Below are 25,039 nucleotides of genomic sequence, written 5' to 3'. Positions count from 1 at the left end.
CTGTCAGCCGTCCTCTTGGTACAAAAGGGCCAGAGTTCCTAACAAACTGCCTACTACAGCAGGAAACCAGGCGGCGACAACCGAGCTGATAATGCCCGCCGCCCCAAGCTCCGCCATAAGCTCCGTCGCGACATAAAGCATGAAGCCGGCCGCGACGCCACCCAGAACCATCATCGCTACACCGCCAAATCGAAAGAATCTTAACGAAACGGATGCCGCTACGAAAACCATGGCGATGAAGAGGAGCGGGCGGGCCAAAAGCACATCGAAATGAAGGCGATAGGCCGTCGTGTTGATGTCGGCCTGCTCCATGCGTTGGATGGTCTCCTTCAGGTTCCAGAAGGGAACCGCATCGGGATCGATGAAGCTCTGTCGAACTTGTGAGGGTTCGAGGCTCGAGGCCACGATGAACCGGTCGTACGAATGGGGCTCCTCTGTGGCGCTGAGGACACGGGCCTCCTTCAGCTCCCAGAAGCCTTCGTGAAGGGTCGCCTCCTTGGCCTCGATTCGCTGGCTGAACGCCCCGGACGGATCGAAGGAGTAGATCGTGACGCCGTTGATCGTCGTCGAATCGTTCACCGCCCCCTCGGCCCGGATGACGGCCTGGCCGTCGAGGCTCTTCTGCCGGATCCAGATCGGCTTGCCGCCGCTCTGGAGCTGGCGGCTGAAGACCCGCGTCTCCAGGGCGGAGGCCTGCTGCTTCAGGAAGGCGGAGACCGGGTTGTAGATCGTCACCGACGTCACCCCCAGCACGAGGGCGACGAGGAGCCCGGGCTGCAGGAACTGCCAGGCCGAAATGCCGGCCGCACGGGCGATGACGAGCTCGAGCTTGCGGCTGAGCTGCAGCAGGGCCGCCATGCTGCCGAAGAGAACCGCGAACGGCATCACCTGCTCGGCAATGGCCGGTGTCCGGAACAGGGCGAGCTGGGCCATCAGCGGCGCCGTCGCGCCTTCCGTATCGCCTGCGCGGCGCATGAGCTCCACGAAGTCGAGGGTGTAGACGAGGGCGAAGACCGTTGCGAAGACCAGGAAGATGGTCTTCAGGAACTGTCGCGAGAAATAGGAGCCGAGCGTCGCGCCGATCAGCATGCTCAAGCCTTCTGCGTGTTGGGCGTGGAAGGGGGCGGCGCCGCGCGGCCGGCGCCTCTCAGCTTCGCCTGGATGGAGCGGATGACCCCGCTCTGCAGGACCATCACGAGCGAGACGACGATCGCCCCCACCGGCACGGCATAGATGATGGGGACCGCCGCATGCGACCGCACCGCCGCACTGGAGGCGGCAAAGCCTGCGATTCGCAGCACCACGACGGCCACGACCGCTCCGGCGATCGCGAGGCCGCGGCCCTGGCGGGTCGTGCGCGGATCGCCCAGCGCCGCGAAGGCGATCGCCATCATGGCCAGCGGATAGAGCCAGGCCGAAAGGCGCTCATGCAGCTCGGCCCGGAACCGGCCCGTCTGGATCTGGTACAGGAACTCGGACTTGTCGGGGAACATGAGCTGCGTCGTGCTCCGCTCGCGCGGCTTGTAGATCGTTTCGCCGTCCCCGTCCTGGTTGAAGGCCGCGAGGTCCACGGCATAGCGTTCGAAGGCAACGATCGAGGAATCGCGGCTGTTCGGCACCTTGCGCTGGACGCTGCCCTTCTCCAGGACGAGATAGGCCTGTCCGTTGTTCTCGACCGTCTGGCCCCGCTCGGCGAGGTACACGATGGCCTTGTCCTTCTCCCGCTGGTCTTCCATGAAGATGCCGAGGAGCGCGTCGCCGGAGCGCTCGCGGTAGTGGAACGTGATCCCGTTGTCGAGGGTGATGAACTGACCCTCCTTGGCCATGGTGGCCACGAAATCGGCCCGGATCTTGGTGACGAGGTTCCGCATCTCCTGGAAGCTCGCCGGCATCACGTAGACCGTGATCATCCCGACCACGAAGGACACGAAGAGGGCCAGCACGAGGAACGGGCGCAGCAGCCGCGCCGGCCGCATGCCGGCCGCGCTCATCACGATGAGCTCCGAGTCGCTGTTGAGCTTGTTGAGGGCGTAGAGCGTCGCAAGGAAAAGGGCGACGGGCGAGATCACGTTGATCAGCGCCGGCAGGGACAGCCCCGTCATGGTGAAGAAGATGAAGATCGTCTGGCCTTTGCCCGTGAGAAGGTCGAGCTCGCGCAGGGCCTGCGTGATCCAGATCACGCCCGTCAGGGCGAGGAGGCACGCCACGAAGGCCGAAAAGGAGATTTTCAGGATGTAGCGTTCGAGAAGAGTCATGAGAGCCTTCGCCCCGGGGCGTTGAGGCCCCTGGGTACATTGTCGCCTGTTGCCAGGCAAGGTTCGCCCCCACCCAACAGCTTGGGATTGCGCTTCTTTCAAGGCAAAGGCCCTCGTGATCCCGCGCCCTATATGCTTTATGTCACCAAGTCGCAGCCGGCTTCGCCGCCGGCCCCAAGGTCACCAACACGAGGGTTTCATGGCCGACAGCTTCAAGATCGATTTCCAGCCCCATGGCACGGTCGGGACGGGCGATCTGATCGTCTTCGTCGACGAAAATCTCAAGCCGACCCCGGCCGTCGCCGAACAGATCGGGCCGAAAGCCGTCGACCTCATCGCCAGGGCCGCGGCCACGGAGAGCTTCAAGGGCAAGGCCAAGACGTCCCTGACGATCCCGGCGCCGACCGTGCTGGACGCGGACCGGCTGGTGGTCATCGGCGTCGGCGGCGAGAAGGACCGAGCCTCCATGGACTGGGCCCAGCTCGGCGGCCTCGTGGCCGGAAAGGCGGCGGGCAAGAGCGCGACGGCCGTGCTCGACCTGCCGGGCATCGAGGTGACCCCGGACGCGGTGGCCGACATGGTGCTGGGCGTCCATCTGCGCCGCTACAGCTTCGACCGCTATAAGACCAAGAAGGACGATTCCAAGCCGAACGGCGCTGCCAAGCTCTCCTTCAGCGTGGCCGACCCGGCGGCCATGAAGAAGGTCCAGAAAGCCCGCGAGGGGGTGGCGGCCGGCGTCATCATCGCCCGCGACCTCGTCAACGAGCCGCCGAACGTGCTCGGGCCGAAGGAGTTCGCCGCCCGGGCCGAGGCCCTGACCAAGCTCGGCGTCGAGGTCGAGATCCTCGACGAGAAGGCTATGCAGAAGCTCGGCATGCGGGCGCTGCTCGGCGTCGGCCAGGGCTCGGTCCGCGGCAGCCGGGTGGCGATCATGCGCTGGAACGGCGGCAAGGCCGGCGACCAGCCCATCGCCTTCATCGGCAAGGGCGTGGTGTTCGATTCGGGCGGCATCTCGATCAAGCCCGGCGGCGGCATGGAGGACATGAAGGGCGACATGGCGGGCGCGGCGTGCGTGGTCGGCCTCATGCATGCGCTGGCGAGCCGCAAGGCCAGGGCCAACGTGGTCGGCGCCATCGGCCTCGTGGAGAACATGCCCGACGGCAATGCCCAGCGCCCGGGCGACATCGTCACCACCATGTCGGGCCAGACCATCGAGATCATCAACACCGACGCCGAGGGCCGCCTCGTGCTCGCGGACGTGCTCTGGTACGTGCAGGACCGGTTCAAGCCCAAGTTCATGATCGACCTCGCGACCCTGACGGGCGCGATCCTCGTGGCGCTGGCCCAGGAATATGCGGGCCTGTTCTCGAACAACGACGAGCTGGCCCAGCGCCTCACCGCGGCCGGGCAGGCGACCGGCGAGCGGGTCTGGCGCATGCCGCTGGGACCCGAGTTCGACAAGATGATCGAGTCGAAGTTCGCCGACATGAAGAACACCGGCGGCCGCCACGGCGGGTCCAGCACGGCGGCGGCGCTGCTCCAGCGCTTCGTCAACGACGTGCCCTGGGCCCATCTCGACATCGCCGGCACTGCCATGGGCTCGCCGCAGAGCGAGATCAACAAGGGCTGGAGCTCGGGGTGGGGCGTGCGCCTGCTCGACCGGCTGGTCTGCGACCATTACGAGGCCTGAGGATGGGAGAGGGGATCCGACACGTCATGAGGCGCCCGAATGCCGCCGCGAAGGGTGAGGGCCGATGACCGAGATCCTCTTCTACCACCTCCAGAACCAGTCCCTGGAGGCCGTCCTGCCGACCCTGCTCCAGAAGACCCTGGAGCGGGGCTGGCGCGCCGTGGTCCAGGTCGCGACCGAGGAGCGGATGTCCGCCCTCGACGACCACCTCTGGACCTTCACGGACGAGAGCTTCCTGCCGCACGGAACCGACAGGGAGGCCCATGCGGCCGACCAGCCCGTCCTGATCACCCTCACGGACGCCAACCCGAACGGCGCCGCCATCCGGTTCCTGGCCGAGGGCGCCGACCTGCCGCAGGACCTCGCCCCCTACCAGCGCATCGCCATCCTGTTCGACGGAACCGACGTCCAGGCCCTCGCCCTGGCGCGCGACCAGTGGCGCAAGGTGAAGGCCGAGGGGCACGAGGCGACCTACTGGCAGCAGGACGAGCGCGGGCGCTGGCAGCGCAAGGCCTGACCATTCCGTGATTTGAAACCAAGACGGCCTGTCCCATTTGCTGGGACGCCATGAGGATGCCTCTGATGACCCGGATCTCGCGCCTGTCGCTGCTCGCCGCCCTGTGCCTGTCGGTCTCGATGCCGCTCGTGTCCTACGCCCAGGAGGGGCGGGCGAACCAGGAGCGGCAGGAGCAGCGTCGTCCCGCCGAATCCCAGCGGCTTCCACCCGAATCCGTCACCCGGCACACGATCGAGCTTCCGGGGCGCACCCTGAAGCTCATCGCCACCGCCGGCGCGCTCACGCTCACCGACCAGCAGGGGAATCCGCAGGCCGAGATCGGCTTCACGGCCTATGTGCGGGAGGATGCCGATCCGGCGATGCGGCCGGTCACCTTCGCGGTGAATGGCGGCCCCGGAGCCTCCTCGGCCTATCTGAACCTGCTCGCCATCGGGCCCTGGAGGCTGCCGCTCGACGGGCCGACCATCAGCCCCTCGGCTCCTCCGAACCTCGTGCCCAATGCCGAGACCTGGCTCGACTTCACCGATCTCGTCTTCATCGACCCACCGGGAACCGGCTACAGCCGCGTCCTCGGCGGCGATCAGGTGCGGGAGCGGTTCTACTCGCTCCAGGGCGACATCGACGGCCTCGCGGCCTTCGTCATGCGCTGGCTCAAGGAGAAAAACCGGCTGCAATCGCCGAAATTCTTCGCCGGCGAGAGCTATGGCGGCTTCCGCGGGCCGCTTCTCGCCCACAAGCTCCAGAGTGACCAGGGCATCGGCTTCAGCGGCCTCGTGCTCGTCTCGCCGGTCCTCGACTTCGCGTGGATCGACCAGGATGCGGACGATCCGCTGCCGAACGCCGCCCGGCTGCCGTCCCTCGCTGCGGCGGCCCAGAGTGGAAAGGGCCCGGTCACACGCCAGTCCCTCGAGTCGGTCGAGCGCTACGCCTCCGGCGAGTACCTCGTCGACCTCATCAGGGGCCAGCAGGACCGCGAGGCGGTCGAGCGGATCGGCCGCCGGGTGGCGGAGCTGACCGGTCTCGACCCGGCGCTCACCCGGCGCCTCGCGGGGCGGATCGACGTGGGCACGATCCAGAGGGAGCTGCGCCGCAGCAATGCGTCGGTCGTCAGCGCCTACGACACGAACGTGCGCAGCGCCGATCCCAATCCGTCGGCCAACTACAGCCGCTTCGAGGATCCGGTTCTCGACGCCATGACGGCGCCGCTCACGAGCGCCGTCATCGACCACCTGACCCGCACCCTGAACTACAAGGCGGACGGGCGCTACAACCTGCTCAACGGCTCCGTGAACCAGGCATGGCGCTGGGGCGGCGGGCGCAGCGCGCCGGACAACATGGACGAGATGCGCCAGGCTCTCGCGCTCGACGGGAAGCTGCGGGTTCTGGTGACCCACGGCTTCACCGACCTCGTGACGCCGTACTACGCCTCGCAGATGCTCTTGAACCAGGTGCCGGACCTCGGATCCGAGAAGCGCCTCACGCTCAAGGTTTACGAAGGCGGCCACATGTTCTATTCGCGCCAGGACTCGCGTCAGGCCTTCCGGGACGACGTGCAGCGGCTCTACGAGGAGGCGCTGCAGGCCAGGGCCGGCGACAACAGGGATTGAACGGAATGCGCGTAAGAGTCGTGTCGTGTCTCGCCCTCCTGACGCTTGGGCTCGCCGCCTGCAACAGCAGCCGGACGGAAGCGCCTGTCGTGGCGGCAGCGTCTCCCATGGCGGCACCGATGTCGGCGCCGGGCCCGTCGATCGTCGGGCCAGTGCTCGGGTCGGACGGGCGCTGCACCGGCACCGCTGCTGGTGCGGCGACATCCATTGAGCCCGGCATCACCGAATGCGACCTCGTACGCCTGAAGGGCAAGCCCGCGACCGACGTGCTCGTCGGCGAGAGCGGCAAGGGTCAGCGGGAGGTGCAGGTGCTCTATTCCGAGCCTGGCGGACGCGAGCTCTACTTCTTCGTCAACAACCGGCTCGACCGGGTGGTGAAGTAGGCGGTCACGCGCCTGCAGTCTCGATCTCCTCGCTCAGCGCCAGCCATTCCTCCTCGACGGAGGCCAGGGTCTGGGCCGCCTCGGCGCGCATCTTCGCCAGCTCGCTTGCCTTGGCTGGGTCCTTCTGGAACGCGGTGCCGTCGGCCAATGCCGCATCGACCTTGCCGATCACGTCGGTGAGCTTCGCCATCCGGGCCTCGAGCGCCTCCAGCTTCTTGCGCAAGGGGGCGAGCGCCACCCGGCGCTCGGCGGCCGCACGGCGCTCGTCGGTGCGCGATGTCGAGGGCGCCTGCGGCTTGTCGTTGCGGGTCTGCGGCGCGAGATCCCCCGACAGCACGAGCTGGCGGTAATCGTCCATGTCGCCGTCGAAGGGCTTCACGGTGCCGTTGCCGACGATCCAGAGCCGGTCGGCGCAGGCCTCGATCAGGAAGCGGTCGTGGCTCACCAGGATCACGGCGCCCGTATAGTCGTTGATCGCCTCCATCAAGGCCGTGCGGCTGTCGATGTCCAGGTGGTTCGTCGGCTCGTCGAGGATGAGCAGGTTGGGGCCGTGGAAGGCCGCGAGGCCCATGAGGAGGCGTGCCTTCTCGCCGCCCGAGAGCGACGAGACCGGCGTATCCGCTTTCGCTCCCGCGAAGCCGAAGCGGGCCGCCCGCGCCCGGATCTTCGCCACCGGCGTGTCGGGCATGAGCGCCGCCACATGGTCGTAGGCGGTGGCGCCGGGGTTCAGCTCGTCGACCTGGTGCTGGGCGAAATAGGCGACCTCCATGCGCGAGGGCCGGCGCACCTCGCCCTTCTGCGGGTCGAGCCGGCCGCCGATGAGCTTGCAGAACGTGGATTTGCCGTTGCCGTTGGCGCCGAGCAGCGCGATGCGGTCGTCGGGTTGGATCGTCAGGTTCAGGCGTTCGAGGATCGTCCGCTCGCCGTAGCCCGCGGCCGCGCCCTCGATGGCGATCAGGGGCGGGGCGATCGCGCGCTCGGGACCCGGCAGGTCGAAGGGCAGGACCTCGTCCTCCACGATCATGGCGATGGGCTCGAGCTTCGCCAGCCGCTTCACGCGGGACTGCGCCTGCCGCGCCTTCGAGGCCTTGGCCTTGAACCGGTCCACGAAGGCCTGGAGGTGCTTGCGCTCCGCCTCCTGCTTCGCCCGCATCTTCGCGGTCAGCTCGCGCTTCTCGGCGAGCTGGCGGGCAAACGACGTGTAGCCGCCGCGATAGATCGCGAGCTTGCCCTGGTCGAGGTGCAGGATGTGGTTGACGCAGGTGTCGAGCAGCTCCCGGTCGTGGCTGATGATCAGCACGGTGTGCGGGTAGCGGCTCAGGTAGTCGTAGAGCCAGAGCGTGCCTTCGAGGTCGAGGTAGTTGGTCGGCTCGTCGAGGAGCAGCAGGTCGGGCTCGGCGAAGAGCACGGCGGCGAGCGCCACGCGCATGCGCCAGCCGCCCGAGAAGGACGAGCAGGGGCGGTTCTGCGCCTCGGCGTCGAAGCCGAGGCCGTGCAGGATCGCGGCGGCCCGCGCCGGTGCCGAATGGGCGCCGATGTCGGTCAGCCGCGTCTCGATCTCGGCCCGGCGGAAGCCGTCGGCGGTCTCGGCTTCCGCCAGGAGGGCAGTGCGCTCCTTGTCGGCGGCGAGCACCACCTCGATCAGGGTCTCCGGCCCGGCCGGCGCTTCCTGCGCGACGGCGCCGATCTTCACGCCGCGCGGCAGGGAGATGTCGCCGCTCTCGGCCGAGATCTCGCCCTGGATGATGCGGAACAGGGTGGTCTTGCCGGCGCCGTTTCGTCCGACGAGTCCGACCTTGCCGCCGGTGGGCAGGGTGAAGGAGGCCCGGTCGAGGATGGTCCGGTTCGCGATGCGGTGGGTGAGGTCGGACACGTGAAGCATGGCGCCTTTTGGCCCGTGACGCCGCCGCTGGCAAGGCGGTTGCGGGCATAGCCTCCCGGCGCCTGCCGGGACCGGCCCATGCACAGGCGGGCGGGGCGGCGCGCTTGACTTGGGCGTGACGGCCGCTGACAGACGTCGATGACGGCTGCCCCTTCGTGGCTCCCCGCGTCGGGAGGGCCTATGGTCGGCGCTGCCGTGGCCCGACAGGAGCGTGAGATGAGTGCAGACCGCGCAGTGAACACCGTGGATGTCGCCGAATTGCTGGCGAAAATCCGGGCGCGCGAGATCCGCGTCGGCATCATCGGCCTGGGCTATGTGGGCGTTCCCCTCGCGCTGACCGCCGCAAGGGCCGGCTTCCGGGTGCTCGGCTTCGACATCAACGCCCCTCGGGTCGAGCGGCTCAACGGCGGCGAGAGCCTGATCAAGCACATCCCGGACAGCCTCGTCTCCGACGCAATCCGCGAGGGAAGGTTCGATGCGACGGCCGATTTCGCGCGGCTGGGAGAGCCCGACGCGATCCTGATCTGCGTACCGACGCCGCTCACGAAGCACCAGGAGCCCGATCTCTCCTATGTGGAGAACACCGCCCGCGCGATCGCGCCCCGCCTGCGGCCCGGGCAGATCGTCGTGCTGGAATCCACCACTTACCCGGGCACGACCGATGAGATCCTCAAGCCGATTTTCGAGGAGACGGGGCTGAGATCCGGCCGCGACTTCTTCCTGGCCTTCTCGCCCGAGCGCGAGGATCCGGGCAATCCGGATTTCGGCACCTCGGTCATCCCGAAGGTGGTCGGCGGAGACGGGCCCGACGCCCTCGCCCTGGCCGACGCGCTCTACAGCCAGCTCGTGGTGAGGACGGTCCCGGTCTCGTCGACCGCGACCGCGGAGGCCGTGAAACTGACCGAGAACATCTTCCGGGCCGTGAACATCGCTCTCGTGAACGAGCTGAAGGTGGTCTACGGGGCCATGGGAATCGACGTTTGGGAGGTGATCGACGCCGCGAAGACGAAGCCCTTCGGCTTCATGCCGTTCTACCCGGGGCCGGGCCTCGGCGGCCACTGCATCCCCATCGATCCGTTCTATCTGACCTGGAAGGCTCGCGAATACGACATCGCGACCCGGTTCATCGAGCTCGCCGGGCAGATCAACACCCGCATGCCCTATTACGTGGTGGACAAGCTCGCCGAGGCGGTCGACCGGTCGGGCCGGGCCTTCACCGGCTCGCGGGTCCTGGTGCTTGGGGTCGCCTATAAGAAGAACGTGGACGACATGCGCGAAAGCCCGTCTCTGAAGCTCATGGAGCTGATCGAGGCCCGCGGCGCGGAGGTGGATTATCACGATCCCTACATCCCCGAGATCCCGCGAACCCGAAAGCACGCGGACCTGATGGGGCGCCGGTCGGTGGCGCTCGATGCGGCCGCGGTCTCCCGCTATGATGCGGTGCTCATCGCCACCGACCACGACAATGTCGACTACCGGCTCGTGGTCGAGAACGCGGCGGTGGTGGTCGACACCCGCAATGCCTGCGCGAGAGCAGGGCTCTCCGACCCGCGAATCGTCAAGGCCTGACGCAAGGGTAGGGGCCTTCCACGATAAAAAAGCATAAGCTTACGTAAGGTGATGGAACTTTTTTCCGCACACGCTACACTATATTGGTAGAAAGCTTGGCTTTATGCCGCCAGGGCCGTGGCGGCGTCGATGGAGACGAGGGATGGCGCGGCTTGCCGGCGTGTTGCTCTTCAAGGGGTTGAACATCGATCTCGCGCCCTTTGAGGCGCGCGCGAACTGGCGCCGCTTCGATCCCGAGGAGACGCTGGTCGACTTCGATGACCTCTCGACGGATGTGTATTTCCTCCTGTCCGGCGAGGTTCGGGTGCTCATGCGCACCGCTTCCGGCAAGGAGGTCATCCTGGACGAGATGAAGCCGGGCGAGCTGTTCGGGGAGCTCGCGGCCCTCGACGGGATCAAGCGTTCCGCCAACGTGACGGCGCTCACCCGCGGCGAGGCCTGCGTGATGCCGTCGCCCGTGTTCCGGGAGCTGCTGTTCGCGAACAAAGAGGTGGCGGACCGGCTCTTCTGCCTCATGGCGTCAAGGATCCGCGAGCTGAACGCCCGCTTCGTCGAGCAGACCGTCCTCGACCTCCGGCACCGGCTGTATTCCGAGCTGCTGCGGCTCTCGATCCCCCGTGGCGACCGGGCCGGGGAACGAGTCATTACGCCGCCGCCCTTCCACCACATCATGGCGGCCCGCATCGGCTGCCGCCGCGAGCAGGTGACGCGGGAATTCTCCATGATGTCCCACGAGGGCCTCATCGAGCGCACCCGGGGCGCCCTGATTCTGCGCAAGCCCGACGTGCTGCAGGCGCGGGTGGCGGACGCCATGCGAGAGGACGCTTAGCCGTTGCTCGCCTTCGGCCCATAAGCCGCGAAGAACACCCGCAGGGCGTCCTCGACGTTCCGTTCGATTTCCGGTTCGGTCGGCATCTCGCCTACGGAGAAAAGCAGGCGGCGGGTGATGCCGGAGGCGCAGAGATCGAGGAAATGCTGTGCGGCGACCTCCGTGTCGTCGATGGAGAGACGCCCCGCCCGGACTTGGCTGTCGAAATAGGCCTTGAGCCGCGCGATGCCCTGGCACGGGCCGGCCTCGAAGAAGGCTTGGCCGAGGCGCGGGAACTTCTCGGCGGCGCCGATGACCATGCGGATCGAGGAGATGTGCTCCGGTCTGCCGAAATAGCGAAGGTAGGTCCGGCCGAGCTTGGTCAGGACCGCGCGCACGTCGGGCTCGTCCGCGTCCAGCTTGAACAGCACCTCGGCCAGGCCGCGCTTCTCCTCGGTGGTGAGCGCCTCGAACAGCTTCTCCTTGCTGTCGAAATAGACATAGAGGGTGCCTTTCGAGACGCCGGCGACCTTGGCGATCTCGCCCATGCTCGCCCCGTCGAAGCCCTGCGCCAGGAAAACCTGGCGGGCGCCTTCGAGGATTTGGCGACGCTTCAGGTTCTCGCCGCAATCCGCCGCAGCTGGAACCGAACCGTCGTCGAGCGCGATATCCTTCACGTCGCTCATGTGCGTTTTGTCACCTCTGGGCCATTGACCGAACCGTTCAGTCAAATCATATAGGCTACATAATCATTCTAGACGAGAGCGGCAAGGACGCGAACGGACGGAGTTGTCCGGGATCCTTGCTGCGCTGGCAGAGGTTTTCCAGATGGCTTACCGCGAAGAGTATGGTCAGGCGGACAGCAGCGGTTCCGAGGCGGTCCGGGAGAGCAGGGCGCCGGCACAGCCGGCGGGCGAGCAGTCTCCTGCGGTTCCGGCGCCGGTGGCTGCGAGCGCGCCTGTTCCGACGGCGAAGCCGAAGGGCAAGCTGGCCAAGCGTCTGATCCTGTTCACGATCCTGGCGGGCGGGCTAGCGTTCGGCGGCTATGAAGGCATGAACTGGTGGAACACCGGCCGCTTCATGGTGTCGACGGACGACGCCTATGTGCAGGCGGACATCACCATCCTGTCCGCAAAGGTGTCGGGCTACGTCTCCTCGGTCGCGGTCTCGAACAACCAGAGCGTCAAGGCCGGCGACCTGATCGCCAAGATCGACGAGGGCGACTACCGCCTGGCGCTCCAGTCCGCGAAGGACAAGCTCGCAACCCAGCAGAGCGCCATCGAGCGCATCGGCAAGCAGATCGAGGCGGCCCGCACCCAGGTCACGCAGGCGGACGCCCAGATCGCCGCCGCCGAGGCCGAATCCGAGCGCGCCGCAGCCGATTACGCGCGCCAGCAGCAGCTCTCCCGCTCCGACTACACCAGCCGGGCGACCCTCGAAACCGCCAAGGCGGCGCGCGACCGCGCCGAGGCGAACGTGAAGAGCGCGCAGGCCTCGCTCGCGGCCGCCAAGGCCAATGTGGAGGTTCTCTCCGCCCAGCAGACCGAGGGCCGGCGCGTCGCCGCCGAGCTTCAGACCGCGGTCGACAAGGCGGAGCGCGACCTCTCGTTCACGGAGATCCGCGCTCCGGTCGATGGCGTGATCGGCAACAAGGCGGTCGAGGTCGGCACTTTCGTGCAGCCGGGCGCGCGTTTGGCGGCCCTCGTGCCGCTCACCAGCGTGCACGTGGACGCGAACTTCAAGGAGACGCAGCTCGCCTCGCTGCATGTCGGCCAGAAAGTCCACATCGCGGTCGATGCCTTCCCGGATACCGACATCGTCGGCACGGTGGAGAGCGTCTCGCCCGCGTCCGGCTCCGTCTTCAGCCTTCTGCCGCCGGAGAACGCCACCGGCAACTTCACCAAGATCGTCCAGCGCGTGCCAGTGCGGGTCGCGGTCGACCAGGACGTCGCCCAGAAGGAGCTCCTGCGCCCCGGCCTGTCGGTCGTGGTGAACGTCGACACGCGCACCGGCGACGAGCCGACGAAGACGGCCCAGCGCTAAGGGCCGGGAAAGAACGCCACCGTCATGGCCGCCTCCGCCGCCATCCAGAACGGATCTGCCGCCGTGCAGAAGCCGAAGTCCGCGCCGCTCGACCGGCGCCGGACCTTCGCGTTCTTCTGCATGGTCTTCGGCATGTTCATGGCGATCCTGGACATCCAGATCGTCTCGGCGTCGCTCGCCGAGATCCAGGCCGGCCTGTCCGCATCGTCGGACGAGATTTCCTGGGTGCAGACGAGCTACCTGATCGCGGAAGTGATCATGATCCCGCTCTCCGGCACCCTCTCGCGCGTGCTGTCCACCCGCTGGATGTTCGTGATCTCGGCGGCCGGCTTCACGCTCATGAGCTTCATGTGCGCCATGTCGTCCTCCATCGAGGAGATGATCGTCTGGCGCGCGCTCCAGGGCTTCATCGGCGGCGGCATGATTCCGACCGTCTTTGCCTCGGCCTTCACGGTCTTTCCGCCGGAGAAACGGCCCGTGATTTCGCCGCTCATCGGCCTCGTGGCGACGCTCGCGCCCACCGTCGGCCCGACCATCGGCGGCTATCTGACCGACATGTTCTCCTGGCACTGGCTGTTCCTGGTCAACATCGTGCCCGGAATCTTCGTGACGATCTCGACCTATCTGCTGGTCGATTTCGACGAGCCGAACTGGGACCTGTTCAAGACGTTCGACTGGGCGGGACTCGGCTTCATGGCGGTTTTCCTCGGCAGCCTCGAATACGTGCTCGAGGAAGGGCCGATCAACGACTGGTTCCAGGACGAGGTGGTGCTCGTCCTGACGGTGATGTGCGTCGCCGCCGGCATCCTGTTCTTCTACCGCGCCTTCGCGGCCAAGCATCCGATCGTGGACCTGCGGGCGTTCACGGACCGTAACTTCATGGCGGGCTCGTCCTTCAGCTTCGTCATGGGCATCGGCCTCTACGGCCTGACCTATCTCTATCCGGTCTATCTCGCACGCGTGCGGGGCTATTCCTCGCTGCAGATCGGCGAGACCATGTTCGTCTCCGGCGCCTGCATGTTCCTGATGGCGCCGGTCGCCGGCGTGCTGTCGCGGAAGATGGACCCGCGCGTCATGATGGGGATCGGCTTCGCGTGCTTCGCGTTCGGCACGTGGCAGTTCTCCGGCCTGACGAAGGACTGGGACTTCTGGGAGCTCTTCATGCCCCAGGTCTTCCGCGGCGTCGGCCTGATGATCTGCATGGTGCCGATCAACAACATCGCGCTCGGCACGCTGCCGCCGGAGCGCATCAAGAACGCGTCGGGCCTCTACAACCTCACCCGCAACCTCGGCGGCGCGGTCGGCCTCGCGCTGATCAACACGATCCTCAACAACCGCTGGGACCTTCATCTCGAGCGCCTGCGCGAGAACGTGACCTGGAGCCGTTCGGCGGCGGTCGAAACGCTCAACACCATGACGATGGGCTTCCAGAGCCTCGGCTCCGACGCCCATCAGGCCGCGCTCAAGACTATGTCGAACATGGTCCGTCGCGAGGCGCTGGTCATGTCCTTCTCGGACGTGTTCGTCCTCCTGACGGTGCTATTCCTGGCGCTGATCTGCGCGCTGCCCTTCATCAAGAAGCCGAAGGCCGCTCCGCCGGCGGATGCGGGGCACTGAGCCCCGCTAATCCGCCAGCCGCGTCAACACCTGGTATGCGGCTCTCACCCGCGCCTCGTTCGGATACGGCTTGTTCGCCAGCATGACGATACCGAGCCGCTTTTCGGGGATATAGGCCACATAGGCCCCGAAGCCGCTCGTCGATCCGGTCTTGTTCAGGATCACGTCCTCCCGCGGCGCCATCGGCGGATCGATCGCGGTCGCGGCAGTAGGCTTCATGATCATGTCGACTCCGTTGCCGGCGACGACCTTCTCCAGCGCGACCGGGTAGGGATACTGCTCCCAGATCAGGTCCTGGATCAGCTCGCCGGAGCGGTAATATCCCGTGTGGGTCGCTTTCACGGCGCGCGCGACCTTCTCCGGCGCAATGCCGACGCCCATGTTCACCTCAACGAAGCGGATCATGTCCACGGCGTTGGACTTGACGCCGTATGCCTCGGTCGCGAGCAGGGCCGGCGTGACGCGCGTGGGCTTTCCGGCGCGATTGTACCCCCAGGCATAGGACGTCATCTCCGACGCCGGAATGGTGATATAGGTCCGCTTCAGCCCGAGATCTCCGAACAGGCGCGTCGCCACGGTCTCGAAGCTCTCTCCCATGGCCTTCGCGGCGATCATGCCGAGCAGGCCGATGCTCGGATTGGCGTAGCGGCGCGACGTGCCGGGCGGGATTTCGGGCTTCCATTCGCGGAAATAGGCGATGAGCTGCTTCTGGTTCTTCACGTGATCCGGCAGCTGAAGCGGGAAGCCGCCCGCCGTGTGCGTGCCGAGGTCCAGCACGCGCACATCGTCCATGGCGCGGCCCTTCAGCTCCGGCATGTAGGCGCTGACCTTGCCGTTCAGCGACAGCTTGCCGTCGATCGCGGCGAGGGTCGCGAGGGTCGCCGTGAAGGTCTTGCTGATCGATCCGAGCTCGAAGAGCGTATTGCGCGTGACGGGCGCCCGGGATTCCTTCGAGGCGACGCCGTACTCGACGAAATGGCGCTTGCCGTCGACCGTCACGGCGACGGCCAAGCCCGGGATGCCGTATTCGGCCATGACCGGTGTCACTGCCTCGTCGACAACCTGCCGCACCCGTGCATCCTGATCCGCATCCGCGCTGGATGCGCTCGCCGTCGCGCAGGCGAGAAGAATAGCCGCAAGGCTTGATCGGGTTCGTGATCGCAAAAGACACTTCCTTTCGGGTCGAAGTCCGCGCCGTCCTTGTGCGGACAGCCACGGACGGTGCGTTGATACTCGAAGGCGGCTCTAAGCCGAGCGGCCTCCGCCTGGATCGTCCTCGACGAAGTGCTTCAAGCGGAGGAGCGCATCGTCCCACTGCGCGGTGACCCGATCCAGATAGGACTTCGCCTCCGCGATCGGCTCGGGCCGATAGGTGAACCGGCTTTCGCGGCCAATGCGTGTGCTGCGGACGATGCCGGCCTCCTCGAGCACGTGCAGGTGCTTCGTGACGGCCTGGCGCGTCAGATTCGTGTCGACGGACAAGGCAGCGATGGAGCGCGGCTGCCCGTCGCTGAGACGGGTGAGAAGCGACAGGCGCGTCCGGTCGCCGAGCGCAGCGAAGATCCGGGCCGGCTCCGGTTCAGGAATGGGCAAGCGAGCCTTCGACATGGGCCTTGATGTTCCCCGCCTGCTCCTTCCAGCCGCCCTCGTTGCCGCGCATGGCCTCGGCGCGGCGATCTCCAGGCAGCGCCTCGAAGCCCGACTCAACGATCGTCAACAGGGTGCCGCCGGGACCGGGCGACAGCCGGAACTCCACGAGGGTGGTGGGCGCATCCGGGTCGTCCGCAAAGGGATCGGCCGGGTGGGGCCACCGAAACGCGAAGAGGCGCGGGGCCTCCATGGTCTCGACGACCGCTTGCCATTTCACCCCTTCATAGCCGGGATAGGTCATGCGGCCGGTCGTAGTGCGGCCGACCGTGAAGGGGCTGTCGAGGTCCACCCGGAACCAGCGGCCGAATTCATGATGGTCGGTGAGCGCGCGCCAGACGCGCTCCACCGGTGCGCTCAATTCTACAGTTCTCTCGATGCGATCGGACATGAAGCACCTCCCGGCGCCATAAGATGACACTGGGAGCGGATATGCAACCAATAAGTTGCCTTTTCTAGCGCCCGTAAATTCGGTCCAAGACGCCCGCCACATCGACCAGACGCTCCGCCGCCGGATCGAAGCGTTGGCCCGCCGCTAGGCGTCGCGCCCAGTCGGCCGCGGCGCGGCCGCCCCATTCGTCGGGCGGGTTCGACAGGTTCTCCCGTGCGGTACCGCGATAACGCTCGGCCACGAAATCGTAGAACGAGCCGTTCACGTTGCGTAAGGCTGCGCCGCCTTCGGTGCCGTAGAAGGCGGCCGAGATCATGGCGTCGCATCCGGCCTGGAGGCGCCAGGAGCAGGCGAGCTGCACGGCCGTCCCGGTCTCCAGCTCAACCGTCGCGAGGGCGTAGTCCTCGACCCGGTCGGGGCGTCCGCGCAAGGGCTCGCCGCCGGCGAAGAGCTTGCCCGCCACGTTCGTCACCGCCGGATAGTCGAGGGTCCAGAGGGCGAGGTCCACGAGGTGGACGCCGAGATCCATCACGCAGCCGCCTCCCGAAAGCGCGGGATCGTAGAACCACGGCTTGTCCGGCCCGTAGGCGTTGTGGAAGACGAGATCGACCGCGTAGATCTTCCCGAGTTCCCCCGAGCGCACGATCTCGCGGATGCGCTGCATTCCTTCCGTGAAGCGGTACGAGAGGTCCACGTCGAGGAGCAGGTTCGCCCGGCGGGCGGCGTCCACGACGGCCCGCGCCTCGATCGCGTCACGCCCGAGCGGCTTCTGGCAGAACACGGCGACGCCGCGCTCCAGGGCCTTGATCGACTGCTCGGCGTGCATGGCGCTGGGCGTGGCGATCACGACCCCGTCGAGGCCGAGGTCGAGCAGATCGTCGAGGGACCCGACGACCTGTGCATCCGGGGCGAGGCGGCCGGCCTCGGCGGCCATGTCCGCCGACGGATCGGCGATGGCTGCGGCCTCGATCAGGCCGGTCTTCAGCATCGCCTCCATGCGGTGGCGGCCGATCCAGCCGACGCCGAGAAAGCCGATGCGCGGGCGGGCGAGGGAGGCCACCGGGATCATTTCGAGCAGAGCCTGTGTCATCTTAAAGGGTCACCAGAGCCTTGAGGAAGCCGTCCGGACGGTCGCGGGTGGCGTCGAGCGCCTCGTTCAGCCGGTCGAGCGGATAGGTGTGGGTGTAGAGCGGGCTCGGGTCGAGCCGGCCGGACGCCACTGCGTCCACGGCCTCTCGAATGCCCTCGATGTAGACCTTCGGGTCGCGCTCATGGGCGTTGATCACGTCGAGGCCGCGCCAGTTCCACAGCCACATGTTCACCTGCCGCGGCCCGTCCTGGTGGTAGCCGGCGACGATCAGCTTGCCGCGCTCGCGGGTCAGCTCGCCCGCGAGGTCGAGGGGCCATTGCTTGCCGACCGCCTCGATCACCCGGTCGCAGAAGACGCCCCCGGTCAGCTCCTTCACCTGGCCGATGATGCCGTGATGGTCCTCCATCGGGATCGTCTCGGCCGCGCCGAAGTCCTGGGCGACGTCGATCGAGAAGGGGCGGCGGGAAATGGCGATGACCCGGGCGCCGGCGTCCGTCGCGAGACGGGTCAGGATCGCGCCCAGGAAGCCGATGCCGACGATCGCCACAGTCTGGCCCGGCCGGATGTCGCTGCGGCGCAGGATGTTCATGGCGCAGCCAAGGGGCTCGCCCGGGAAGGGCTTGCCGGTGAGCGCCTTCGGCAGCCGCACCACCGCATCGGCGTCGGCGAGGTCGTATTCGGCATAGGCCTTGTAGGAGAGCGCCGCGACCCGGTCGCCGACCGACACCCCCTCGACCTCGTCGCCCACGGCATCGACCATGCCCCAGCCCTCGTGGCCCAGCGAGCCGGCCTCCGTGGGAAACTGCATCCATTCCGGCCCGGCCCAGGGCGTCAGGTTGGAGGCGCAGACGCCGCAGCCCTCAAGGCGCACGCGCACCTGGCCCGGCCCCGGTTCAGGACGGGCGATCCGGTCGATGCGGATCTGGCCCGGCGCCGTGACGGTCGCGGCCCGCATGGAGGTTGCCGACGGCCCGCCTGCGGCCCGAGGGTTCCAGCTTTCCGCTTCGGGGGCTTCGCGTTCCGCGCTGCTCAGTTCTTCGTCGTTCCGCAAGGCTGTCTCCACTCGCTTGCAGGGGTCAACTAGAAAAGCTTGGCAGCGGTTCAAGCGGTCCCCCGTGACCTTTCGCGGCCGGCACCGTCATCGGGTGGGGAAGGGGGCATTAAGCTGTTGTTCTTCCAGTCGTAACATCCTAGTTTGCGCCGCAGGTTTTCTCCAATCTAGGTTGAAGTGCGAACATCTTGCCTCCTCCTCGCCAATCCGCCTCCGTCGGCGCCGTGCGCCGCTCCTTCGCTCCCTGGTCGGATCCCGCTGCCAAGCCGCTCATCCGCTTCGAGAATGTGACGAAACGCTTCGGCGATGCGGTGGCCGTCGACCACCTGTCCCTGAACATCTACGAGAGCGAGTTCTTCTGCCTTCTCGGTCCCTCGGGCTGCGGCAAGACCACCCTGATGCGCATGCTGGCCGGCTTCGAGCATCCCAGCGAAGGCCGCATCACCCTAGCCGACCGGGACCTCGCCGGCGTTCCGCCCTACCGGCGGCCGGTGAACATGATGTTCCAGTCCTACGCCCTCTTCCCCCACATGAGCGTCGAGCGGAACATCGCCTTCGGGCTGAAGCAGGACGGGCTGCCGAAGGCGGAGATCGCCGCGCGGGTCGATGAGATGCTTCGGCTCGTCCAGCTCGAGCGGCTCGCCAAGCGCTCCCCGAGCCAGCTCTCGGGCGGCCAGCGCCAGCGCGTGGCGCTGGCCCGGGCGCTCGCCAAGAAGCCGAAGGTTCTCCTGCTCGACGAGCCGCTCGGCGCGCTCGACAAGAAGCTGCGCGAGGAGACCCAGTTCGAGCTGATGGACATCCAGCACGATCTCGGCATGACCTTCGTGGTCGTCACCCACGACCAGGAGGAAGCCATGACCATGGCCGACCGGATCGCCGTGATGGACCACGGCCGGATCGTCCAGGTGGCGACGCCCGGCGAGATCTACGAGCAGCCGAAGACCCGCTTCATCGCCGAATTCGTCGGCGACGTGAATATCATCGAAGGCAACGTGCTCGGCCAGGAGAACGGCCACTGGCGCGTGCGCTCCCGTTCGGCCCAGCCGCCGCTCACCATCGACGACCCGGACGAGGTGCTGCATTCCGACCAGGCCGTCGCCATCGCGGTGCGGCCGGAGAAGATGGTGATCCAGCGCGATCCGCCGGGAACGGACGCCGTCAACGTGCTGACCGGGGAGGTGTGGGACATCGGCTATCTCGGCGACTGGACCGTCTACAGGGTCAAGCTCGCGTCGGGAGAGATCCTGCGCGTCACGCGCGCCAACCGGTCCCGCTACGTCGAGAGCCCCATCGACTGGGACGAGCAGGTCTACGTCACCTTCGCGCCGGACGCGGCCGTGATCCTGGCGGAATAGCCATGGAGCCGCAACGTTCCTTCCCGAAGAAGCTCGCCTCCAGCCTGGTGCCGGCAGTACCCTATCTGTGGCTCGGCCTTTTCTTCCTCGTGCCGTTCCTGATCGTCTTCAAGATCAGCCTGTCGGACCCCGCCGTCTCCCAGCCGCCCTACAAGCCGGTCTTCGAATGGGGCGACGTCGCGGGATTCTTCCAGGGGCTCGACCTCGAAAACTTCGAGGTCCTGACCAGCGACGACCTCTACCTCAGCGCCACGCTGTCGTCGGTGCGCATCGCGGCGATCTCGACGATCCTGCTGCTGCTCGTGGGCTTCCCCATCGCCTATGCCATGGCGCGGGCGCCGGAGCGCTACCGCTCGCTGCTGGTCGCCATGATCATCCTGCCGTTCTGGACCAGCTTCCTCATCCGCATCTATGCCTGGATCGCGATCCTCAAGCCCGAGGGGCTGCTCAACCAGGGCCTGCTGGCATTAGGCGTCATCGGCGAGCCGCTCAACATCCTCAACACCGAGACGGCGGTTTATATCGGCATCGTCTACGCCTACCTGCCGTTCATGGTGCTGCCGCTCTACGCGACGCTCGAGAAGATGGACGACACGCTCCTCGAGGCCGCTCAGGACCTCGGCTCGCCCCCCTGGCGCGCCTTCTGGACGATCACGGTCCCGCTCGCCATGCCGGGCATCATCGCAGGCTCGCTTCTGTGCTTCATCCCGGCCGTCGGCGAGTTCGTCATCCCGGACCTTCTGGGCGGCTCGGAGACGCTGATGATCGGGCGCCAGCTCTGGAGCGAGTTCTTCTCGAACCGCGACTGGCCGCTCGCCTCCGCGGTCGCCATCCTGCTCCTGATCATTCTCGTGGTGCCGATCGTCATCTATCGCGATGTGGAATCCCGCCGGGTGGAGACGAAGGCATGAACCGCCGCCTGAGCCTCTTCAACGTCACGTCCCTCGTGATCGGCTTCGCGTTCCTGTACCTGCCGATCCTGCTGCTCGTGGTCTATTCGTTCAACGCATCGCGGCTCGTCACAGTGTGGGGCGGCTTCTCGACCCAGTGGTACGTGGCGCTGTTCCGAAACGAAGCCTTGATGGAGGCAGCCTGGGTGACGCTGCGGATCGCGCTGCTGTCGGCCTCCCTCGCGACGGTCCTCGGCACCCTCGCGGCGCTCGCGCTCACCCGTTACGGGCGCTTTTTCGGGCGCACGCTCTTCACCGGCATGGTCTATGCCCCGATGGTCATGCCAGAGGTGATCACGGGCCTGTCGCTGCTGCTCTTCTTCGTGGCGATCGGGCTGGACCGCGGCTTCTGGACCATCACGCTGGCGCACACCACGCTCACCATGTGCTTCGTGACCGTGGTGGTGCAGTCGCGGCTGATGACGTTCGACCGCTCGCTCGAAGAGGCCGCCATGGACCTCGGGGCGCCGCCACTGCGGACGTTCTTCTCCGTGACATTGCCGCTGATCGCGCCGTCGATCGTCGCCGGTTTCCTGCTTGCCTTCACCCTGTCCCTCGACGACCTCGTCATCGCGAGCTTTAACACGGGGCCAGGCGCGACGACGCTGCCGATCCGGATCTACAGCCAGGTGCGGCTCGGATTGTCGCCGGAGGTCAACGCCGCGTCAGCCATCCTGATCGGGATCGTGACGCTCGGGGTCGTGACCGCGACGCTGTTGAGCAAACGGTCCCTGCTGCGCGAGGAGCCCAACGCTCACTGAGCGTTCGCGCTGGGAGCCGGTGCGGCTTCGAGCCGGGGGCCGAAGAGCGGCTTCGCGGCGCCGGAGCGCTCGATCAGGGCGCGCGCCTCGGGCCGCACGTCGACATTGTCCCAGTTGCCGCTCAGGTCGAAGGCGATCATCGGTGCGGACTTCGCCGGCTGATTGGTCAGCGACACCTCCGCCCGCATGGCGAGGGACCGGTCGCGGAGCGAAACGTCGCCCTGCAGGCCCATCAGCATGCCGGGTGCAGTCACCCGACCCTCGCTGAGGGTTCCGATGCCGGCATTGACGTTGAGCTGCGCATGGGCGTGGTCGAAGGGAGTCCGGCCGCCTCGCCAGTTCAGGGAGGCGAGGAGCGGTCGTTTCTCGACACGGCGCAGGGCGTCATCAAGGGCGATGCCGACGAGTTCGCCTTCACCGACCGTCACCCCGATGCGGCCATTGGTCTGCCTTACGAGATCGGCCGGGGTCTGGCCCGATCCCTCCAGGACGATCTGCCCTTGGGCGAGGCCCGTGATCCAGCGCGGCTCGCCGACCGCACTTAGGAAGGCCGCGAGGTCCACATCGTCGAAGGTCGCCTGGCTCTTCAGTTCGGTGCCGCTGTCCGCAGACGTGAGGGCGAGGCGCCCCTTCACGGTTCCCTGGTAGAGATCCGCCCGTCCGATCGACGCCTCGATCCGGCCTGCCCGGACCAGAACGCTCGCGGCCATGTTGTCGATCCGCAGCGTCCGCATGCGCGCGTTCGAGGCCGAGATCCGCAGGTCGAGGTCGCTGCCGGTCGCTGCCGTAAGGTCGATCGGTTCGTCGCTCCAACCGGGTCCGAGCCGTGCCTGGGTCAGGGGGCGGATGAAATCGGAAAGGTTCAGGCCTTCGGCGGCCAGAGTGCCGGTGATGAGCGGGCGGTCGGAATCGAGACGAACCGCCATGGTCCCTTCGAGCTTGTCCTCGCCGAGGCTCACGGCCACCGACGGCCAGGAGAGGCGGCGGCGGTTCATGGAGACGTCGCCCTGGATGGAAAGGGCCTGGATCTGCGACCCGAAGGGCAGCTTCGTGCCGCTCCAGCGGGTGAAGTTGCGCAGGGACGTGGCCTGGATCAGGCTCTCGCCCGTCAGGCGCGGGTCTTCGCCGAGCTGGACTTCGCCGGTCAGGGCGATCCGCCCCATGGGGGCCGTCACGGTCAACGAGACGGGACTGAGCTGATCCGAGGCGAGCAGGAGCGGCCGGAAGGAGGCCTTTTCCAGCGCGACCGTCTCGCCGCGCCAGGAGGCGGAGCCGACCGCATAGAGCGGCTCATCCACTCCGGACCAATTGAGCAGGAGATTGACCTTGTCGAGGTCGGCGTCCTGCATGTCGCTCCACCGCAGCTTGGAGCCGGCGAGGATGAGGCGCCGGGCATGGGCCGCGCCGAGGCGTTCCTTCAGCAGCGCCTGCCAGTCCTGGCCTGCAAGAGCGGCCTGCGACACGGTAATCCTGGTCTCGCTCAGCATGATCTCGGAAAGCTCGATCCGCCCGAGCAGCAGGGATGTCAGGCGCAGCTCGCCCCTCAGTGTGCCCCCGTCCGCGGTGATCGCCTGATCAGGAAAGGAGAGCCTCATCCCCTCGAACTTGACCCTCGGGGTCGGCAGGAGCGCGAAGGTGCTCTCTCCCGCGACCGCGAAGTCCAAGCCGTAATTGGCGCGCAGGTGCCGGGACACGGCCGAGGTCAGCCGGCTTCCGGTCAGGGTCCAGGGAACGGCCGCCGCTCCGAGGACCGCAAGCGAGATCAACGCGATGAGGAATACGACGCGGCGCGACATGGACTGCAGACTTAGACCTAAAGGTTCCGCTTCGGAAGCGATAGCGAGGGCCTGTCCGGACAAGGACAGGCTGGAGGATTCAGGGTTTCATATATTCATATGAAGGGATTGTCTAAATTGAGGCCAGGTTGCAGGGTGGCATCCTGCGCACTTCGCAGTGCAGCAACGAACACTTTTCGAAGTGAGGGGTGGATGGACAAGGTTTACAAGGATGCAAGCTCGGCCATGGCCGGGCTCATCAAGGACGGCATGACGATCATGGCCGGCGGGTTCGGCCTCTGCGGCATTCCGGAGGCGCTGATCGAGGCGATCCGTGATTCAGGAGCGAAGGACCTCACCTTCATCTCCAACAACGCCGGCGTGGACGGGGTCGGCCTGGGCCGGCTGCTCGAGACCCGCCAGATCCGCAAGATGATCTCCTCCTACGTGGGCGAGAACAAGCTGTTCGCGCAGCAGTACCTGTCGGGCGAGCTCGAGCTCGAGTTCAATCCGCAGGGAACGCTTGCCGAGCGCATCCGCGCCGGCGGCGCCGGCATCCCGGCCTTCTTCACCAAGACCGGCGTCGGCACCCTCATCGCCGAGGGCAAGGAGGTGCGCGAGTTCGACGGCGAGAAATACGTGATGGAGCGGGGCCTGTTCGCCGACATCTCGGTGGTCCATGCCTGGAAGGGCGATACGGAAGGCAACCTCGTCTACCGGAAGACCGCCCGCAACTTCAATCCGATGATGGCGACCGCCTCGCGGCTCACCATCGCCGAGGTCGAGCACCTGGTGCCGGCCGGCGAGATCGACCCGGACTGCATCCACACGCCGGGCATCTTCGTGAAGCGCATCGTGCACGTGCCGAACCCGGTGAAGCACATCGAGCAGAGGACGACCCGCAAGCGCGCCGAGATGGCGGGAGCGGGCGCAGGGGAGGAAATCTGATGGCTTGGACCCGTGAGCAAATGGCTGCCCGCGCCGCCAAGGAGCTGCGCGACGGCTACTACGTCAACCTCGGCATCGGCATCCCGACCCTCGTGTCGAACTTCATTCCCAAGGGCATGCGCGTCCAGCTTCAGTCCGAGAACGGCATGCTCGGCATGGGCCCGTTCCCCTACGAGGGGGAGGAGGACGCCGACCTCATCAATGCCGGCAAGCAGACGATCACCGAGCTGCCGACCACAAGCTATTTCTCCAGCTCCGATTCCTTCGGGATGATCCGCGGAGGCCACATCGACCTGTCGATCCTCGGCGCCATGCAGGTGGCCCAGAACGGCGACCTCGCCAACTGGATGATCCCGGGCAAGATGGTGAAGGGCATGGGCGGCGCCATGGACCTGGTGGCGGGCGTGAAGCGCGTCGTCGTGGTCATGGAGCACGTGGCCAAGGCCAAGGACGGCTCCGAGGACCCGAAGCTGCTGACGGCGTGCAACCTGCCGCTCACCGGAGCGGGCGTGGTCGACCTGGTGATCACCGATCTTGGCGTGTTCACGATCGACAAGAAGGGCGGCACGGGCATGACCCTGATCGAGCTCGCCGACGGCGTCACGGTGGACGAGATCAAGGCGAAGACACAGGCCGACTTCAAGGTCGCGTTGGACTCGAAGCAGTCGAACGCAGCCTGACGGCGCGGCCCGCACAGGCT

23 protein-coding genes are annotated in these 25,039 nt (G+C 66.9%); 13 read left to right on the top strand and 10 right to left on the bottom strand.

Translation table 11 applies throughout. The features are described 5' to 3' along the window. Positions 1-3 precede the first annotated feature (3 nt). Together lptG and lptF are read right to left on the bottom strand one after the other, a co-directional pair. Positions 4-1,089, bottom strand: coding sequence for an LPS export ABC transporter permease LptG (gene lptG / locus DES45_RS10540; protein ID WP_114769928.1), 1,086 nt, complete (start codon positions 1,087-1,089; stop codon positions 4-6). 2 nt (positions 1,090-1,091) lie between these two features. Next, positions 1,092-2,255 (bottom strand): LPS export ABC transporter permease LptF, encoded by a 1,164-nt coding sequence (gene lptF, locus DES45_RS10535; RefSeq protein WP_114769927.1) that lies wholly within the window; start codon positions 2,253-2,255, stop codon positions 1,092-1,094. Positions 2,256-2,454: 199 nt separating this feature from the next. On the opposite strand from lptF, the gene DES45_RS10530 reads away from it, so the two are divergent. The 4 genes from DES45_RS10530 to DES45_RS10515 all read left to right on the top strand — a co-directional run bounded on the left by DES45_RS10530 (position 2,455) and on the right by DES45_RS10515 (position 6,452). Further along, positions 2,455-3,945: a leucyl aminopeptidase gene (locus tag DES45_RS10530; protein WP_114769926.1), complete on the top strand. Its 1,491-nt coding sequence runs from the start codon at positions 2,455-2,457 to the stop codon at positions 3,943-3,945. A gap of 64 nt (positions 3,946-4,009) precedes the next feature. Beyond that, positions 4,010-4,462, top strand: a complete 453-nt coding sequence (locus DES45_RS10525) for a DNA polymerase III subunit chi (RefSeq protein ID WP_114769925.1) — start codon at positions 4,010-4,012, stop codon at positions 4,460-4,462. 65 nt (positions 4,463-4,527) lie between these two features. Continuing rightward, on the top strand, positions 4,528-6,069 hold the full coding sequence (locus DES45_RS10520; RefSeq protein ID WP_114769924.1) for a S10 family peptidase: 1,542 nt from the start codon (positions 4,528-4,530) through the stop codon (positions 6,067-6,069). Positions 6,070-6,074: 5 nt separating this feature from the next. After that, positions 6,075-6,452 (top strand): hypothetical protein, encoded by a 378-nt coding sequence (locus DES45_RS10515; RefSeq protein WP_114769923.1) that lies wholly within the window; start codon positions 6,075-6,077, stop codon positions 6,450-6,452. Positions 6,453-6,456: 4 nt separating this feature from the next. On the opposite strand, the gene DES45_RS10510 is transcribed toward DES45_RS10515, so the two are convergent. Continuing rightward, positions 6,457-8,334, bottom strand: coding sequence for an ABC-F family ATP-binding cassette domain-containing protein (locus DES45_RS10510; protein WP_114769922.1), 1,878 nt, complete (start codon positions 8,332-8,334; stop codon positions 6,457-6,459). A 216-nt stretch (positions 8,335-8,550) separates the two neighbouring features. On the opposite strand from DES45_RS10510, the gene DES45_RS10505 reads away from it, so the two are divergent. Both DES45_RS10505 and DES45_RS10500 read left to right on the top strand, forming a co-directional pair. After that, the gene (locus tag DES45_RS10505; RefSeq protein WP_114770000.1) at positions 8,551-9,903 is read left to right on the top strand and encodes a nucleotide sugar dehydrogenase; all 1,353 of its coding nucleotides are present in this window, start codon (positions 8,551-8,553) and stop codon (positions 9,901-9,903) included. A gap of 142 nt (positions 9,904-10,045) precedes the next feature. Beyond that, positions 10,046-10,732, top strand: coding sequence for a Crp/Fnr family transcriptional regulator (locus DES45_RS10500; RefSeq protein ID WP_114769921.1), 687 nt, complete (start codon positions 10,046-10,048; stop codon positions 10,730-10,732). Here DES45_RS10500 and DES45_RS10495 read toward each other — a convergent pair. Beyond that, positions 10,729-11,397 (bottom strand): TetR/AcrR family transcriptional regulator, encoded by a 669-nt coding sequence (locus tag DES45_RS10495; RefSeq protein WP_114769920.1) that lies wholly within the window; start codon positions 11,395-11,397, stop codon positions 10,729-10,731. The genes DES45_RS10500 and DES45_RS10495 overlap by 4 nt on opposite strands. A gap of 142 nt (positions 11,398-11,539) precedes the next feature. On the opposite strand from DES45_RS10495, the gene DES45_RS10490 reads away from it, so the two are divergent. Together DES45_RS10490 and DES45_RS10485 are read left to right on the top strand one after the other, a co-directional pair. Next, positions 11,540-12,754, top strand: coding sequence for an HlyD family secretion protein (locus DES45_RS10490; RefSeq protein WP_170151452.1), 1,215 nt, complete (start codon positions 11,540-11,542; stop codon positions 12,752-12,754). 24 nt (positions 12,755-12,778) lie between these two features. After that, on the top strand, positions 12,779-14,371 hold the full coding sequence (locus DES45_RS10485) for a DHA2 family efflux MFS transporter permease subunit (protein ID WP_114769919.1): 1,593 nt from the start codon (positions 12,779-12,781) through the stop codon (positions 14,369-14,371). 6 nt (positions 14,372-14,377) lie between these two features. Here the strand turns inward: DES45_RS10485 and ampC are convergent, their stop codons facing one another. From ampC to DES45_RS10460, 5 genes are all read right to left on the bottom strand, one after another. Continuing rightward, positions 14,378-15,535: a class C beta-lactamase gene (gene ampC, locus DES45_RS10480; RefSeq protein WP_114769918.1), complete on the bottom strand. Its 1,158-nt coding sequence runs from the start codon at positions 15,533-15,535 to the stop codon at positions 14,378-14,380. An 81-nt stretch (positions 15,536-15,616) separates the two neighbouring features. After that, the gene (locus DES45_RS10475) at positions 15,617-15,964 is read right to left on the bottom strand and encodes an ArsR/SmtB family transcription factor (RefSeq protein ID WP_245571662.1); all 348 of its coding nucleotides are present in this window, start codon (positions 15,962-15,964) and stop codon (positions 15,617-15,619) included. Continuing rightward, on the bottom strand, positions 15,951-16,409 hold the full coding sequence (locus DES45_RS10470) for an SRPBCC family protein (RefSeq protein WP_114769916.1): 459 nt from the start codon (positions 16,407-16,409) through the stop codon (positions 15,951-15,953). Before DES45_RS10470 ends, DES45_RS10475 begins: the two co-directional genes overlap by 14 nt. Positions 16,410-16,473: 64 nt before the next feature. Then, positions 16,474-17,499: a Gfo/Idh/MocA family protein gene (locus DES45_RS10465; protein ID WP_114769915.1), complete on the bottom strand. Its 1,026-nt coding sequence runs from the start codon at positions 17,497-17,499 to the stop codon at positions 16,474-16,476. A gap of 1 nt (position 17,500) precedes the next feature. Beyond that, complete coding sequence (locus DES45_RS10460) at positions 17,501-18,454, bottom strand: MDR/zinc-dependent alcohol dehydrogenase-like family protein (protein WP_114769998.1); 954 nt, start codon at positions 18,452-18,454, stop codon at positions 17,501-17,503. A gap of 284 nt (positions 18,455-18,738) precedes the next feature. Here DES45_RS10460 and DES45_RS10455 point away from each other — a divergent pair, with 284 nt between their 5' ends. From DES45_RS10455 to DES45_RS10445, 3 genes are read left to right on the top strand one after another with little or no spacing between them, the layout of a single operon-like run. After that, on the top strand, positions 18,739-19,905 hold the full coding sequence (locus tag DES45_RS10455) for an ABC transporter ATP-binding protein (RefSeq protein WP_210272308.1): 1,167 nt from the start codon (positions 18,739-18,741) through the stop codon (positions 19,903-19,905). Positions 19,906-19,907: 2 nt separating this feature from the next. Continuing rightward, positions 19,908-20,816 carry an ABC transporter permease gene (locus DES45_RS10450; RefSeq protein ID WP_114769914.1) on the top strand — a complete coding sequence of 303 codons (909 nt, stop codon included), beginning with the start codon at positions 19,908-19,910 and terminating at the stop codon, positions 20,814-20,816. Next, positions 20,813-21,616 carry an ABC transporter permease gene (locus DES45_RS10445; protein ID WP_114769913.1) on the top strand — a complete coding sequence of 268 codons (804 nt, stop codon included), beginning with the start codon at positions 20,813-20,815 and terminating at the stop codon, positions 21,614-21,616. Before DES45_RS10450 ends, DES45_RS10445 begins: the two co-directional genes overlap by 4 nt. Here the strand turns inward: DES45_RS10445 and DES45_RS10440 are convergent. Continuing rightward, positions 21,610-23,412 carry an AsmA family protein gene (locus DES45_RS10440; RefSeq protein ID WP_114769912.1) on the bottom strand — a complete coding sequence of 601 codons (1,803 nt, stop codon included), beginning with the start codon at positions 23,410-23,412 and terminating at the stop codon, positions 21,610-21,612. The two genes, DES45_RS10445 and DES45_RS10440, sit on opposite strands and share 7 nt — an antisense overlap. Positions 23,413-23,604: 192 nt before the next feature. Here DES45_RS10440 and DES45_RS10435 point away from each other — a divergent pair, with 192 nt between their 5' ends. Both DES45_RS10435 and DES45_RS10430 read left to right on the top strand, forming a co-directional pair. Beyond that, positions 23,605-24,339: a CoA transferase subunit A gene (locus tag DES45_RS10435; RefSeq protein WP_114769911.1), complete on the top strand. Its 735-nt coding sequence runs from the start codon at positions 23,605-23,607 to the stop codon at positions 24,337-24,339. After that, the gene (locus tag DES45_RS10430; RefSeq protein WP_114769910.1) at positions 24,339-25,019 is read left to right on the top strand and encodes a 3-oxoacid CoA-transferase subunit B; all 681 of its coding nucleotides are present in this window, start codon (positions 24,339-24,341) and stop codon (positions 25,017-25,019) included. Before DES45_RS10435 ends, DES45_RS10430 begins: the two co-directional genes overlap by 1 nt. Positions 25,020-25,039: the final 20 nt, after the last annotated feature.

This window comes from Microvirga subterranea, assembly GCF_003350535.1.
Lineage (GTDB): Bacteria > Pseudomonadota > Alphaproteobacteria > Rhizobiales > Beijerinckiaceae > Microvirga > Microvirga subterranea.
The sequence above is the reverse complement of the archived record's forward strand: the minus strand, read 5'-3'. Positions and strand labels throughout refer to the sequence as shown.